At 73.0% G+C, this 13,384-nt stretch carries 10 protein-coding genes; 6 read left to right on the top strand and 4 right to left on the bottom strand.

The window, feature by feature from the left end:
- Nucleotides 1-4,645, bottom strand: a 4,645-nt coding sequence (locus tag CA984_RS36300) for a non-ribosomal peptide synthetase (RefSeq protein WP_133061878.1), incomplete at its 3' end; no start/stop codon positions are given.
- Nucleotides 4,646-5,036: 391 nt separating this feature from the next.
- Between CA984_RS36300 and CA984_RS36295 the strand changes: the two genes are divergently transcribed.
- The 5 genes from CA984_RS36295 to CA984_RS36275 all read left to right on the top strand — a co-directional run bounded on the left by CA984_RS36295 (nucleotide 5,037) and on the right by CA984_RS36275 (nucleotide 9,528).
- On the top strand, nucleotides 5,037-5,564 hold the full coding sequence (locus CA984_RS36295; protein WP_086577930.1) for a MarR family winged helix-turn-helix transcriptional regulator: 528 nt from the start codon (nucleotides 5,037-5,039) through the stop codon (nucleotides 5,562-5,564).
- A 114-nt stretch (nucleotides 5,565-5,678) separates the two neighbouring features.
- Complete coding sequence (locus tag CA984_RS36290; RefSeq protein WP_086577929.1) at nucleotides 5,679-6,158, top strand: nucleoside deaminase; 480 nt, start codon at nucleotides 5,679-5,681, stop codon at nucleotides 6,156-6,158.
- Between the two features lie 823 nt (nucleotides 6,159-6,981).
- Nucleotides 6,982-7,617, top strand: a complete 636-nt coding sequence (locus tag CA984_RS36285) for a class I SAM-dependent methyltransferase (RefSeq protein ID WP_086577931.1) — start codon at nucleotides 6,982-6,984, stop codon at nucleotides 7,615-7,617.
- Nucleotides 7,618-8,078: 461 nt separating this feature from the next.
- Nucleotides 8,079-8,969 (top strand): alpha/beta fold hydrolase, encoded by an 891-nt coding sequence (locus CA984_RS36280; RefSeq protein WP_086577928.1) that lies wholly within the window; start codon nucleotides 8,079-8,081, stop codon nucleotides 8,967-8,969.
- 73 nt (nucleotides 8,970-9,042) lie between these two features.
- Entirely contained in the window at nucleotides 9,043-9,528 is a 486-nt protein-coding gene (locus CA984_RS36275) for a hypothetical protein (RefSeq protein WP_086577927.1), read from the top strand.
- Between the two features lie 68 nt (nucleotides 9,529-9,596).
- On the opposite strand, the gene CA984_RS36270 is transcribed toward CA984_RS36275, so the two are convergent.
- The 3 genes from CA984_RS36270 to CA984_RS46655 form a co-directional block, all read right to left on the bottom strand.
- Nucleotides 9,597-10,463 carry an alpha/beta fold hydrolase gene (locus CA984_RS36270; RefSeq protein ID WP_086577926.1) on the bottom strand — a complete coding sequence of 289 codons (867 nt, stop codon included), beginning with the start codon at nucleotides 10,461-10,463 and terminating at the stop codon, nucleotides 9,597-9,599.
- Nucleotides 10,464-10,651: 188 nt separating this feature from the next.
- Complete coding sequence (locus CA984_RS36265) at nucleotides 10,652-11,443, bottom strand: TetR/AcrR family transcriptional regulator C-terminal domain-containing protein (protein WP_086577925.1); 792 nt, start codon at nucleotides 11,441-11,443, stop codon at nucleotides 10,652-10,654.
- A gap of 60 nt (nucleotides 11,444-11,503) precedes the next feature.
- Nucleotides 11,504-11,662, bottom strand: a complete 159-nt coding sequence (locus tag CA984_RS46655) for a hypothetical protein (protein ID WP_165781539.1) — start codon at nucleotides 11,660-11,662, stop codon at nucleotides 11,504-11,506.
- 500 nt (nucleotides 11,663-12,162) lie between these two features.
- Here CA984_RS46655 and CA984_RS36260 point away from each other — a divergent pair.
- Nucleotides 12,163-13,384 (top strand): FAD-dependent oxidoreductase (locus tag CA984_RS36260; RefSeq protein ID WP_108724668.1); only part of this gene is annotated, 1,222 nt, incomplete at its 3' end.

Genomic DNA, 13,384 nt, shown 5'->3' with positions numbered 1-13,384 from the left:
GGTCCAACGTGTCCCGCAGCCGGCCGACCACGCGGGTCGCGGCGAAGGAGTGCCCGCCCAGGGCGAAGAAGTCGTCGTCGGCCCAGACGGCGGCGCGCTCCAGCACGGCGGCCCACACGGTGGCCACCAGGCGTTCGGGGTCGGTGGCGGGCGCGACCCGTCCGGCCTCCGGGGCGTCGACCGGCTCGGGCAGGGCCTCCCGGTCCACCTTGCCGCTGGACAGGGTGGGCAGGGCGGGCAGCGCGACCCACCGCCGGGGCACCATGTGGCCGGGCAGCCGCGACCGGACGTGCCGCTCGACCGCGGCCAGGTCGGCCGTCTCCGGCGTCACGTAGCCGACCAGGTGCGCCTGCGCGCCCGAGCCGGCCACGGTCACCGCCCCGTGGGCCACCTCGTTCAGCGCCGTCTCGATCTCGCCCAGCTCGATCCGGTAGCCGCGCACCTTCACCTGGTGGTCCCTGCGGCCGTGGAACTCCAGCGTCCCGTCCGGCCGCCACCGCACCAGGTCCCCGGTCCGGTAACACCGGCCGCCGGGGACGAACGGGTCGTCGACGAACGCGGTCGCGGTCAGGTCGGGCCGGCCCCGGTAGCCCCTGGCCACACCGGCGCCGCCCAGCAGCAGCTCGCCCACCGCGCCCGGCGGCGCCAGCCTCAGCTCGGAGTCGACCACGTAGGCCCGCTCCCCGGGCATCGGCAGCCCGATCGGCACCGGTCCCGCCCCGTGCGCGTCGAGCCGGTGCTGGATCGAGGCGACAGTGGCCTCGGTGGGGCCGTAGGTGTTCCACAGCTCGCGGACCCGGGGCAGGATCTGCCCGGCCAGGGCCGGATCAAGGGTCTCCCCGCCGCTGATGGCCAGCAGTTCCGGGTCGCCGGCCCAGCTCGCGGCCAGCAGCATCCGGTACGCGGTGGGCACCAGGTCGACCACCGTGGCCTTACTGGTCGCGATCCGCTCGGCCAGCGCGTGCCCGTCCACGGCCGTGGCCCGGTCCACCACCACGCAGGTGCCGCCGACGCTCAGAAGGCTCCACAGCTCGGACGCGGAGGTGTCGAAGGTCAGGGGCGCCACGACCGGCTGGACGTCCCGGGGGCCCAGGCGCAGCTCGGACACCAGCCCGGCCACGTAGGCGGCCAGGCTGCCGTGGGTGACCTCCACGCCCTTGGGCGTCCCGGTGGAGCCGGAGGTGTAGAGCACGTACGCCAGATCCCCGGCCCGCACCTCCGGCAGCTCCGCCGGCGCGCCGCCGGCAGCGGCCAGGTCGTCCGCGTCCAGCGTGGTGACGCCGGGAACGGCGGCCACCCCGCCCCGGGTGAGCACCACGTGCGCCCCGGCGTCCTCGGCCAGCCATCGCAGCCGCTCGGCCGGGTGCTCCGGATCCAGCGGCAGATACGCCGCGCCGGCCCGCCACACCGCCAGCAGGGCCGCCGGCATCAGCCGGTCCCGCGGCAGGCAGACCCCGACCACCTGGCCGGGCTCCACCCCGTGTTCCAGCAGCGCGGCCGCCACCCGGCCGGACCAGTCGTCCAGTTCGGCATAGCTGAGCGAGGCGCCGTCCGGGCCTACCACGGCCGTCCCGCCGGTGTGGATCGCCAGCGCCCGCGGCACCGTCTCCGGGGCCTCCGGCAGCTCCGGCCCGGCGGCGGCGGCCAGCAGGGCGGCGCGTTCGTCCGGGGTGACCAGGTCGAACGCCGACAGCGGCCGGTCCGGATCGGCCAGCGCGCACCGCAGCAGCCACGTCAGCCGGTCCAGGTACGCCTCGGCCCGCACCGTGTCGAGGTGGGCGGTGCCGTACTCCAGCTGCAGCTCCGCGCCGGCCACGGTCCGGTTGACGAGCACGCTGAGCTCGTGGACCGAGGAGCCCGAGCCCAGTTCGGTGAGCAGCTCCAGGTCGCCCAGGCGCACCGGGACCTCGGCGTGCTGCATGGCCAGCAGCACCGGGGCGCGGGGCAGGGCGGCGGCCGGGACCTCCTGGTGGACCAGTGCCCGCGTGGTCGCGGCGGCGGCCTGCCGGACCAGGTCCCGGAAGGTCAGCGCGCCGGTCGGCCGCAGCCGCACCGGCACCGTGTCGACCAGCGGGCCGATGACCCCGGTCAGCTCCGGCCGGGCGCGCCGCGCCGCGACCACACCGACCAGCGTGTCGGGCTCGCCGCCGGCCAGGGCCAGGCCGGCCAGGTACACCGCGAACGGGGTGGCGCCGCAGTCCCGGGCCAGCGCGCTCACGCCCGTCACGAACTCGTCGGGCAACGGCCGGATCACCCTGCCCGCCGTCAGGTCCGCGGGCGCCGGGTCCGCCACCGGCGCGCCGGCCAGTTCGGCCCGCCAGAACTCCCGCAGCCGCGTCGGATCCGGCTGCTCCCGCTGCTGCACGGCCACGTCGCCGACCTGGACCGCCGGCCCGGGAACCGGCTCACCGGCCAGCTCGGCGGCCAGCTCGTCCATCAGAATCCCGACCGAGCCGCCGTCGAAGGCGATGTGGTCCACCACGACCACCAGCTCGGCCTCCGCCTCGCCCAGCCGGCACAGTGCCGCCCGTAGCAGCGGCACCTCACTCGTCAGGTCGAACACGTGCGCCGCCGCGGCCCTGGCCACCTTCTCCGGGTCCTCTCCCGCGGCGTGCTCGACCAGGGGCACGGCGGCCGGCGGGTGCACCACGGCGTACGGCACGCCGTCCTCGTCGACGGCGATCGTGCTGCGCAGCACCTCGTGCCGGCGGACGACCGCGTCCAGGGCCGACCTCAGCGGTGCGGTCTCGCGCAGGCCGCGCACGCGCAGCCGGATCCCCAGCGTGGTGACCGGGCTGTGCGGGTGGAGCCGGCTCAGGGTCCAGAACTGGCGCTGCGCGTCGGTGAGCGGATGCCGGGTCCGGCCGGCCTGCCGGACCGGCTCCGGTCCCGCCTGGCGTATCAGGGGGGCCAGGCCGGCCGCGGTGGGGGAGGTCAGGAAGGCCGCCAGGGGCACGGTGTGCCCCACCCGGCGGGACAGCTCGGTGACCACCCTGGCCGCGGCCAGGGAATGCCCGCCCAGGTCGGTGAATCGATCGTGTACACCGACCTGCGGCAGGCCCAGCACGTCGGCGATCACCTCGGCCACCAGGCGTTCGTCGCCGGTGCGGGGCGCGACCGGTGCCGCACCGGCGGACCGGAAGGCGCCGAGCCTGGGCAGGGCCGCACGGTCCACCTTGCCGGTGGGGGCGAGCGGAAGCTCCTCGGTCACGCCGATCCGGGTCGGCACCAGATGATCGGGCAGCCGGGCGCACAGCCAGTCCCGAAGCTCCGGCTCGCTCACCCCGGAGGCCGCCACGTGACCGGCCAGGTAGGCGATCCCGTCATCGTCGGTGGCGGCCAGCACGGTGGCCCGGCGTACCGCGGGATGGCGGGCCAGCGCGGCCTCCACCTCGCCCAGCTCCACCCGGTAGCCGCGGATCTTGACCTGGTCGTCGGCCCGGCCGGCGAAGCGCAGCGCGCCGTCCACCCAGCGGACCAGATCCCCGCTGCGGTAGACCCGGCTGCCGTCCGGCTCGGTGCGGAACGCGGGCGCCTCACGTCCCAGGTAGCCGCGGGTCACCCCCGGCCCGCCGATCCACAACTCGCCCGTCTCCCCGTCAGGGACGGGGTCTCCGGCGGCATCCCGCACCGAGAACACCGCGCCGGCGATCGGTTCGCCCAGGGGCGGCTCGCCCTCGTGGTCCCGGCCCACCTCGACGCCGGCGCAGGCGGTGGTGCACTCGGTCGGACCGTACAGATTCAGCACCCGGCGCACTCCGGGGTTGGCGTAGATCCGCCGCAGCAGGGCGCCGGTCAGCGGCTCGCCGCCGGAGAACACCGCGCGCACCCCGCCGGGCAGCGGCTCACGCAGCAGCACCGACAGCGCGGAGGGGACCCCGTAGACCGTGGTCACCTCCTCCCTGGCCGGCAGGCTCGGCAGCGCCAGCAGGTTGTCGGCCAGGATCACCGTCCCGCCGGCGACCAACGGCGTGAAGAGCTGGCTGATCGACGCGTCGAAACAGATCGAGGAGCCGGCCAGCATGCCGCTCAGCTCCTCGGCGGTGTACGCCGAGGCCTCCCAGCGCAGCAGGTTCAGGGTGTTGCGGTGCTCCACCACCACGCCCTTGGGCGTTCCGGTGGAGCCGGAGGTGTAGATGACGTACGCCGCGTCGCCGGGGTCTCCGGCCACGGGGGGCGCCCCGTCGCCCGGCACCACGTCGTCGACGAGGACGGCCTCGGCCCCGGTCAGGGCGGCGGTCCGGCGCAGCGCGGCCGAGGTGAGCACCGCGGACACGGCGGCGTCCTCGGCCATGAACCGTAACCGCTCAGCCGGGTAGGCGGGGTCCAGCGGCACGTAGGCCGCCCCCGCCTTCCACACCCCCACCAGCGCGGGGACCAGCCACTCGTCGCGATTCAGGCAGACTCCGACCAGCTGGCCGCGTCCGATGCCCCGTCCGGCCAGGGCGCGTGCGATGTCGTTGGCTCTGCGGTCCAATTCGGCATAGCCGAGTCGCGTGGTGCCCGCCACGACGGCGGTGCGGTCCGGGGTACGCCGGCTCTGGGCCTCTATCGCTTCGTGGACGCAACCCGGTGCGCCGACCGTCTCGTCCGCCGTTGCGGGAAGGCGGCCTGCGGGATCGACACGCGTCACATCAACGGTCACTTCATCCTCTTTCCCAGCCAAGATCACGTCTGATGACGGGAAGTTGTTCAGATCGCCTAAGTGATCAACCTCTACGATCAAGAGCGTGGGCCACGCACCTTGCAGCCGCCTTGGAAGCGAGTTGCAGGTGCGCCCGCGAACGACGGTCCGCGGGTCTCCCCGGGCAGGTGCGCCCGCGAACGACGGTCCGCGGGTCTCCCCGGACAGGCGCCCGGGGCCGTGAGGGCGGGCGCGTCCCGTAAGGCACCATGAGAAGACCTGGTGGCGCGGCTGTCACGACCACCGACCCCGTGTGATCACATCCGCCCGCAGGCGCGGCACACGTTCACGGCGCATGCCGCGGGCGGGGCCCGGTGCGACCCAAGTGTAACAGGGCTGTTATAATGCGGCGATGGAAGTGTCACCGCGAGAGATGGCGCTGGGAACCCAGCTCAGGCATCTCCTGGAACTGCTGGACGGCGATGTCGCCAAGGCCGGTGCCGACCTCGGACTGCAGGATTACCGGCCCCGGTTCTCGCCGATCGTGCGGGCGCTCGTCGAGCTGGGCCCCAGCCCCATACGCGACCTGGCGCGCGCGATATCGGTCACTCATTCCGCGGCGAGCCAGACGGTGGCGCAGATGAGCCGGCGCGGCCTCGTCGCGCTCGAACCCGGCGACGACGCCCGCCAGCACATCGTGCGCCTGACCGCGAAGGCGCAGTCGCTGCTTCCCACGATCGAGGCCGAATGGGCGGCGACGAGCGCGGCCGCCGCCGCCCTGGACGCAGAGCTGCCCTTCCCGCTCAGCGAGCTGCTCGTGGCGCTGTCCGACGCGCTGCGGCGGCGACCCTTCCGGCAACGCATCGCCGACGCCGCGCTGGCATCCGGCGACGAGTCCCTCGTGCCGTTCCGCGAGGCGCTGGCCAGGGGGGCCGACTGAGTGGTTCCCGCCCGCGCCCCGTGCCGGCGACACCGCGGTGCGCACGAGGCGGACGCGGCGGGAACGCGACCGCGGCTACCATGGCGTTGAAGATCACTTTCTGGGGAGGCCATCGTGGCGGACGACACCGACCTGCGGCACCTGCGCCGCTGCGTGGAACTGGCGGCCGAGGCCCTGGAAGTGGGCGACGAGCCGTTCGGCTCCGTGCTCGTCGCCGCGGACGGGACCGTCCTCGCCGAGGACCACAACCGCGTGGCCTCGGGCGACCGGACCCGTCATCCGGAGTTCGAGCTGGCGCGCTGGGCGGCGGCGAACATGACCCCCGGGGAGCGGGCGGCGGCGACCGTCTACACCTCCGGGGAGCACTGCCCGATGTGCGCCGCCGCCCACGGCTGGGTCGGGCTGGGCCGCATCGTGTATGTGAGCTCTTCGGAGCAGCTGGCGTCCTGGCTCGCCGAGCTGGGGGTTCCCGCCCCGCCCGTACGGACCCTGCCGATCCACGAGGTCGTTCCCGGCCTCGTGGTGGAGGGCCCTGTTCCCGGCCTCGCGGAGCAGGTGCGCGACCTGCACCGCCACTTCCACACCCCGTCCTGAGAGGCGGGCCCCATCCGGGCCCGCACGGAACCCGCAGGCGAGCCGTACAGGCGGTGGAGAGCCGGCTGGGGTGGTCGCCCCAGCCCGTGAGCAGGCTCGATGTCCCGCGAGTGGAGGACTCGGGGAGCGGGGGCGCCGTGCGGCGGCCCGATCCCGGCGATCCGCGGCTCGGTCTCCTGCCCGGATGCCCGCGCGGTCAGGCCGATGGTGTTCCCGTCTGCGCACTTCGCCGCGGTACTCATGCCGGGCAACGTGGTAGGCCTCCTCGATTCGCGTCAATACCTGTGGCAGAAGGCGGCAGGCCTGAGACAGGTGTGCCGCCTTCTCCGGGTCGTGGTCGTCAGGGATCGCTCGTCGAGCGACAGGTCACGAGGAAGCTGGTCTGCCTGCCCCCTTGGCAGGGGAAGAAGAGTTCCACCTCGAAGCAGCCGTTCCCCGACGCCTCGTGCTGCGTCGGCTGGTGATGACCTTCTCCTGTGCTCCGGATGAGGTGAACGACGTGCTCCCGCCGGCGATGCGCATCCACTTGCTGGATCGGCAAGAAGGTTTGTCAAACGACGAGGTATGAGCGGACCATCTCCCGTGAAGGGGAGGTGCTTCGCATGACTGAGCGGACACGGCAGATCATGACTGCCGTCCCTCGGGGGAGCGGGGTGTCATGACGTCGTGGCCGGCCCGTGCTTCATCGCCCGCCGCGATCCCCTCGCCCCGCCGAGGGAACCTCCCCGCGGACGGAACGGAGAACGCGCGAGCGCGTGCTCGGCGACCGCCGGCCCGGCCTGTGGGCCGATCCGGCATGGAGACACGGAAGATGGAGACACCGATGAGCGACGCCCCCACCTCGGATGAGGAGTTCTGGGACACCCGCTACCGTCAGAGCGACCAGATCTGGAGCGGGAACCCCAACGCCGTCCTGGTCCGTGAGGTCACCGGCCTGGAGCCGGGCAGCGCGCTGGACCTGGGATGCGGTGAGGGAGCCGACGCGATCTGGCTCGCGCGGCGAGGATGGCGGGTCACCGCCGTCGACATCTCCCAGGTCGCCCTCGACCGTGCGGCCCGGTACGCGGCGGAGGCGGACGTCGCCGGCCGCATCGACTGGCAACGGCACGACCTCGGGGTGTCCTTCCCCGCCGGGGCCTTCGACCTCGTCTCCGCCCACTTCCTGCACTCCCACGGCGACATGCCGCGAGAGAGGATCCTGCGGACCGCCGCCTCGGCCGTCGTGCCCGGCGGAGTGCTCCTTGTCGTCGGACACGCGGGACACCCCTCCTGGGAGCACGACCCCGATTCCGGGGTGCGCCTGCCCACGCCGGAAGAGGTCCTCGAAGCCCTCGAACTCCCGGACGGGCAGTGGGAGGTGCTGCTCAGCGAGGAACACCAGCGGAGCCAGACCGGTCCCGACGGTCGACCGGCCACCCGTACGGACAACACCCTCAAGGTCCGGCGGCTGGTCGGCTGAGCCCTCCGCGCCGAGTCCCGCCCCCGGGCGCCCGTCGTCGCGGGGGCGGGAGTCCGGTGCCCTCGCTGACAGCCTCCGAGCCTGGGCGGGGGAGAGTCGTCGGTCTCCTCCGGCCGGTCACGGCGCACACCGACAACTACAGCAGTCTTGACAATAAAAATTTTCGGTGGGATCGTTGTCGCATGTGATCGGGAACCCGTTCACAGCCGATCAGCCGTCATGCGAAAGGGGGCGACGATGACGTCGAAGCTCGCGACACCTGGAGCAGATGCGGCCGTCGCGCCCTCCGAGACGACCGGGCGGGCCGGAGGGCACGGCACCGCCGTGGAGCCCGCCGGGTCGCCGTCGCCTTCGCGGCGGCGCCCGCCCGGGAGCCGGAACTCGGCGGCGACCCTCGCTGACGGCGAAAGCGCACTTCCAGCACCGATGTCCGACGACCCGCACGACCGGGAGACCGATTCATGAGCACCGTAGTCTCGAAAGACGGCACCACCCTCGCATTCGACCGGATCGGGGAAGGGCCGGCGGTCATCCTGGTCGACGGTGCGCTCTGTCATCGATCGTCCGGGCCGAACGGACCGCTGGCCGCGCTGCTGGCGGAGCGTTTCACCGTGTACACCTATGACCGCAGGGGCCGTGGCGACAGCGGTGACACCGCTCCCTACGCGGTCGAACGTGAGATCGAGGACCTCGAAGCCCTCATCGCGGAGGCCGGCGGATCGGCGTTCGTGTACGGCATCTCCTCCGGTGCGGCCCTCGCGCTCGAGGCGGCCGAGCGCGGGCTGGCCATCAGCAAGCTAGCCCTGTACGAGGCGCCGTTCATCGTCGACGACAGCCGCCCGCCCGTGCCGCGGGACTACCGGGCCCAGATCGCCGATCTGCTCGCGGCCGGTCGGCGGGGCGACACGGTCAAGTACTTCATGCGGAGAGCCGTCGGCCTTCCCGCCGTCGTCGTGGCCATGATGCGGTTCATGCCGGCCTGGTCGGGGCTCACGGCCGTCGCGCACACCCTCGCCTACGACGCCGCCGTCGTGGCCGGCACCCAGTCCGGAGAGCCCCTGCCGGCCGGCCGGTGGGCCTCCGTCACGCTGCCCACGCTTGTGGCGGTGGGCGGGAAGAGCCCCGCGTGGATGCGCACCGCGATGGCGGCCGTCGCCGACGCCCTCCCCGACACCCGGCACCACACCCTGAAAGGCCAGACCCACATCGTCAAAGCGCAGGCCCTCGCCCCGGTGCTGATCGACTTCTTCGCCGGCTCCGGACGGTTCTCCGGGCAGGGACCGGACCGGATCCCGGCGGCGGGCCTCGCGGGGGGCAGTGGCCGGCACGCCTCCGGCGGGCAGTCCCGGTAACAGGCCGCCCTCCTGCCCCCGTCCCCCGGCGATCACGCGGTGCGCCGGGCCGGCGGGTGCGTAGGCTGGCCCCGTGACGGAGACGCGGGCCACGGGATACGACGGCCTGTCGTCCCGCCTCGTCCCGGAGGCCGAGCTGCGGGAATTCCTGCTGGACTGCTTCGGGATCGCCGGGCACGAGCTGTTCGTCGGCCACGCCGACCGGGTCGCCGAGGGCCTGCGGGACATCCCGCAGGACGTGGTGTTCGCCGCCTTCTGCACCTACCGGCAGGCCCGCGGCCACTTCGCGATGGCCTTCGACGTCGGCGTCGAGGGGCGCCTCGCCGGCCGGGTGGGCCGCCGGGAGTTCGCCGAGAGGTTCGCCGCGCGCTTCGGCGCCTACGTGCTGTACGGCGACACCGAACCGCCGGGACTGTGGACGGTGATCCTGGCGGACGGCGGCCGCCTCCGCGCCGCGATGGAGGAGCAGGACGGCCGCTCCGTGCTCTACGCGGTCACGGCGCCGGTGCCCGGCCTCCCCGAGGTCCGCGTGGACGAAGGACTCCGGCGGATCCGATGAGCCTCACGGCTTCCCGGATCGGCCACCGCCCGCCATCTCCCGGACACGCCGTGCGGCGTGGGGGAGGCTCATCGCGGGAGCCGGACGCCCATCGCGGAGGCGAGCCACGGACGCATCACCGGCAGGACGTGTGCGGCCTGCATGGCCTGGGTGTGGTCAAGCCCCTCCAGGACGCTCACCTCCCAGCCAAGGGCGTCGAGCTCCGCGCGCCGGTTCACGATCGGGCCCGCCATGCTCACGTGCACCCCACCCCAGCGCTCGCCGTACTCTATTTCGTCCGCCGAGCCCACGAAGCAGAGGCGGGGACAGCTGATCCGCGCCTGGGCGGCCCGGTCGTCGAACCCCTGCAACGCCTGATACAGCGTGACGAACTGCCGGGTCTGCGCCTCCGACATGGACACCTCCACCGACGACCAGTCGGGCTCCTCCGAGGGCTGCGAGGGCTGCGAGGTCTGGGGAGGGCTCTGGGGTGAGACGGACATCCCATGGGTGGCCATGGTCACGCGCAGCATCTCCGCGTACGGCCCGCCGACCGGCGGGAAACCGCCCATGACGAGCGCCGAGAGCCGGTCGGTCCTGATCGCGAGCTGAAGCCCGCTCAGCGCCAGCCAGGAGTATCCGTAATAGGCGAACCGGTCGGCCCCCACCGCGTCGGCCACGGCGAGCAGGTCGCCGGCGACGTTGGCGGGTGTCAGGGTGTCTGGTTTGGGCGTGCCCAGGACATGGCCTTCGTAGTCGAAGGCGACCACCCGGAACGCGTCACTGAGGCCCTCGATGAGGGAGCGGCCCAGGGCCGGGTCGGCGCCCCACTTCCGCATCGCCTCGGCCTGCTCTCCCTCTGCCGGACGCGGGTTGACCGGGAGCAGAACGGTGGGGCCCGCGCCGTGGACCTCCAAGTCGACAGTGCTTCCGTCATGCAATTTCGCCTTGGTCATTGAAACCCTCTCCAATTTCGATCCGCCACGACGGCAGAGAACTCCTTAGGCCGTAAAGTATGGCCTCCTGACACAATAGTTTATAGCGTAAGGAGTTGTGTCGCGGGACCCTCTCCGGAAGAGGCGGCGCGGACCGGCCGGCGACCGCGCCCCATGGAACCCCGAGGGCGCGGGCCGGGGGAGGGGGATCACACCCCGGCTCTGTCCACGGTCGCCTCGATCCCGTCCAGCAGGACGGCGAGCCCGGCCTCGAAGGTCTTCCTCGCCTCCCGCTCCAGGTAGGGGACGCTCTCGTCCTCGGGAGGGGACGCCGCCCCGCTCTCGAGCCAGGCCACCATCGGGAAGCGCTCGGCGAAGTCGGGCGCGACCTCCCCCAGCAGGGCCGCGCGGGCCGGCCACCACTGCTCGTCGGACACCCCGGTCGCCGCCGCGGCCTGCCGCGACTCGGCGACCGTCTGCGCGGCCCCGCGTACGAAGTAGAACAGCGTCCCGACGATGCGCCGCAGCGCGCCGGCCTCCAGGCCGGTCTCGCGCAGGACGCCCACCACCGTCTCGAGCATGACGTACTCGTTGGGCCCCAGCACCGGCCGTACCTGCGACACCTGCAGCACCCACGGATGCCGCAGGTAGAACGCCCAGGCGTTCTCGGCCCAGGACGTCACGCCGGCCCGCCAGCCCGCGCGCGGGTCGTAGCCGGCGGGCAGCTCGGCCAGGGTCCGGTCGTACATCAGGTCGACCAGCTCGCTCTTGCTGGGGACGTAGGTGTACAGGGCCATGGCCGTGCGCCCGAGCCGCTCGCCCACCGCGCGCATGGAGAGCGCCGCCATCCCCTCCGCGTCGGCGACGGCGATCGCCGCGTCCACGATCACGTCCACGCTCAGCCCCGGCTTGGGGCCCGGCCGCGCGTCCCCGGGCCTCTTGGTGCGCCACAGCAAGGCCATCGAACGGCGCGCATCGCCCTGTCCGGCAAAGACGACCACTTGCAACTCCTTATAACATAAACTAACCTTGTCGGTCGATCTCTTTATGGCATAAGGATATCAGCGGGCGATGGGAGATCGCGGGCGCGCGCCGTCCGGTGACCAGCGGCGTGCCGCGGTGCCGTCACGGGTGGCGAGGCACTCGCCGAGCCGGGCGCCGATGCCGTGGCGGGTGATCGGGACGAGGTCCCGGGCCTGTTCGGGCGGGACGTCGGCCATGGCCCGTGCGGAGGGCCGGAAAACCGCTGGAACCGGCACCGGGCATGGGCCACCCTCCGCCCGTGACGAGCTGGTTCCGATCTTCGAAGCCCATCTGGCCCGAGAGGACCTCCGCGCCTTCATCGCCCAGTCGTCGGGCAGGCCGGTCGGACTGCCGGGCCGGCGCGGTACGGCTGGGCCATGTCGCCGGGCCGCACCCGCCGTGCGACGGCGCGGATTCCTGCCGGCCGTCCTGTGGGCGCATGGCCCCGTCATGGCGGACATATAGTTGACACTGACTAGAAATTATTGAATAGTTGAAATCGACTAAAGGAGTGAGGCGCCGCGGACAAGCGGGGTGAGACGCCGATCCACCGAGACCGGCGGCGCTCGCCGCACTGCCGATGGAGCCGATGCACCCGTACGGGCCTCATGAGAAACCGGCACACCCTCGCGGGACTCATCGAGTTCAAGCAGCCGGACCGCATCCGGGCACGGCAGGAGACATCCGGGAGCCAGACATGACAGCAGTCAAGACAGCACTGGTCATCGGCGGCGGGATCGCCGGGCCGGTCACGGCACTGGCGTTACGCAAGGCGGGCATCGAGGCGACCGTCTACGAGGCGTACGCGATCACCGCCGACGGCGTCGGCGGCCAGCTCACGATCGCTCCGAACGGCCTCGCCGCACTGGACGTCGTCGGCGCGGGCGACGCCGTTCGGGCCGTCGGCCTGCCCATGGTCCGCACCATCATGACCGACGGCAAGGGCAGGCGGATCGGGGAGTTCCCCGGCCTGACCGGCCTGCCCCCCAGCCGGGCCCTGTGGCGCCCGGACCTCTACCGCGCCCTGCACGACCACGCCCTGGCCCAGGGGGTGTGGACCGAGTACGGCAAGCGGCTGGTCGGGGTGGAGGAGTCGCCGACCGGCGTCACCGCGCGCTTCGCCGACGGCACCACCGCCACCGGGGACGTGCTCATCGGCGCMGACGGCATCCGCTCCACGGTCCGCACCCTGATCGACCCGGCCGCGCCCGCCCCYGACCACGTCCCCCTCCTGAACTTCGGCGGCGCGGCCGACGTCGCGGTGCCGGGCAGGCGTGCCGCGGCCTACTTCTCCTTCGGGAAGAAGGCGTTTCTCGGCTACTGGTCGCAGCCCGACGGCACCACCGCGTGGTTCGGCAACGTCCCGCACAAGGAGCCGATGTCGATCGCCCAGGCCCGTCAGACRCCGGCGGCCGAGTGGCTCAAGCGGCTGCGGGAGGTCTTCGCCGACGACGCGCCGGGCCGGGAGCTGCTSCGGCACACCGGTGTCGAGCAGCTGGTCCTGCTGGGGTCGCTGGAGATCATGCCGAAGGTGCCGCACTGGTATCGCGACCGGATGGTGCTGGTGGGCGACTCGGTGCACGCGCCCTCCTCCAGCTCGGGGCAGGGGGCGTCGCTGGCGATGGAGAGCGCGATCCAGCTGGCGCGCTGCCTGCGGGACCTGCCCGATGTGGCGAGCGCGTTCGCCGCCTATGAGGGGCTGCGCCGGGAGCGGGTGGAGAAGGTGGCCTGGCGGGCGTCCAAGACCAACAACAGCAAGGCGCTGGGGCCGGTGGCCATCGCGATGATGGGGCTGATGATGCCGCTGGCGATGAAGACCTTCCTCAATCCGGAGAAGACGCTGGGCGCCGAGCAGCGTTACCGGATCGACTGGCAGGCTCCGGTCACGGCGGACGCCTCACGCGCGGCGGGCAACCACC

The sequence above is a fragment of the Streptosporangium minutum genome, assembly GCF_002149035.1.
Taxonomy (GTDB): Bacteria; Actinomycetota; Actinomycetes; order Streptosporangiales; family Streptosporangiaceae; genus Streptosporangium; species Streptosporangium minutum.
Note: the sequence above shows the minus strand (reverse complement) of the source record. Positions and strands in the feature narration are given on the sequence as shown.

Excerpts from the sequence above, each read along its gene's own strand:
- CA984_RS36285 (WP_086577931.1), top strand. The coding sequence starts at position 6,982 with ATGAGCGACGCCCCCACCTCGGATGAGGAGTTCTGGGACACCCGCTAC.
- CA984_RS36295 (WP_086577930.1), top strand. The coding sequence starts at position 5,037 with ATGGAAGTGTCACCGCGAGAGATGGCGCTGGGAACCCAGCTCAGGCAT.
- CA984_RS46655 (WP_165781539.1), bottom strand. The coding sequence starts at position 11,662 with ATGGCCGACGTCCCGCCCGAACAGGCCCGGGACCTCGTCCCGATCACC.
- CA984_RS36270 (WP_086577926.1), bottom strand. The coding sequence starts at position 10,463 with ATGACCAAGGCGAAATTGCATGACGGAAGCACTGTCGACTTGGAGGTC.
- CA984_RS36280 (WP_086577928.1), top strand. The coding sequence starts at position 8,079 with ATGAGCACCGTAGTCTCGAAAGACGGCACCACCCTCGCATTCGACCGG.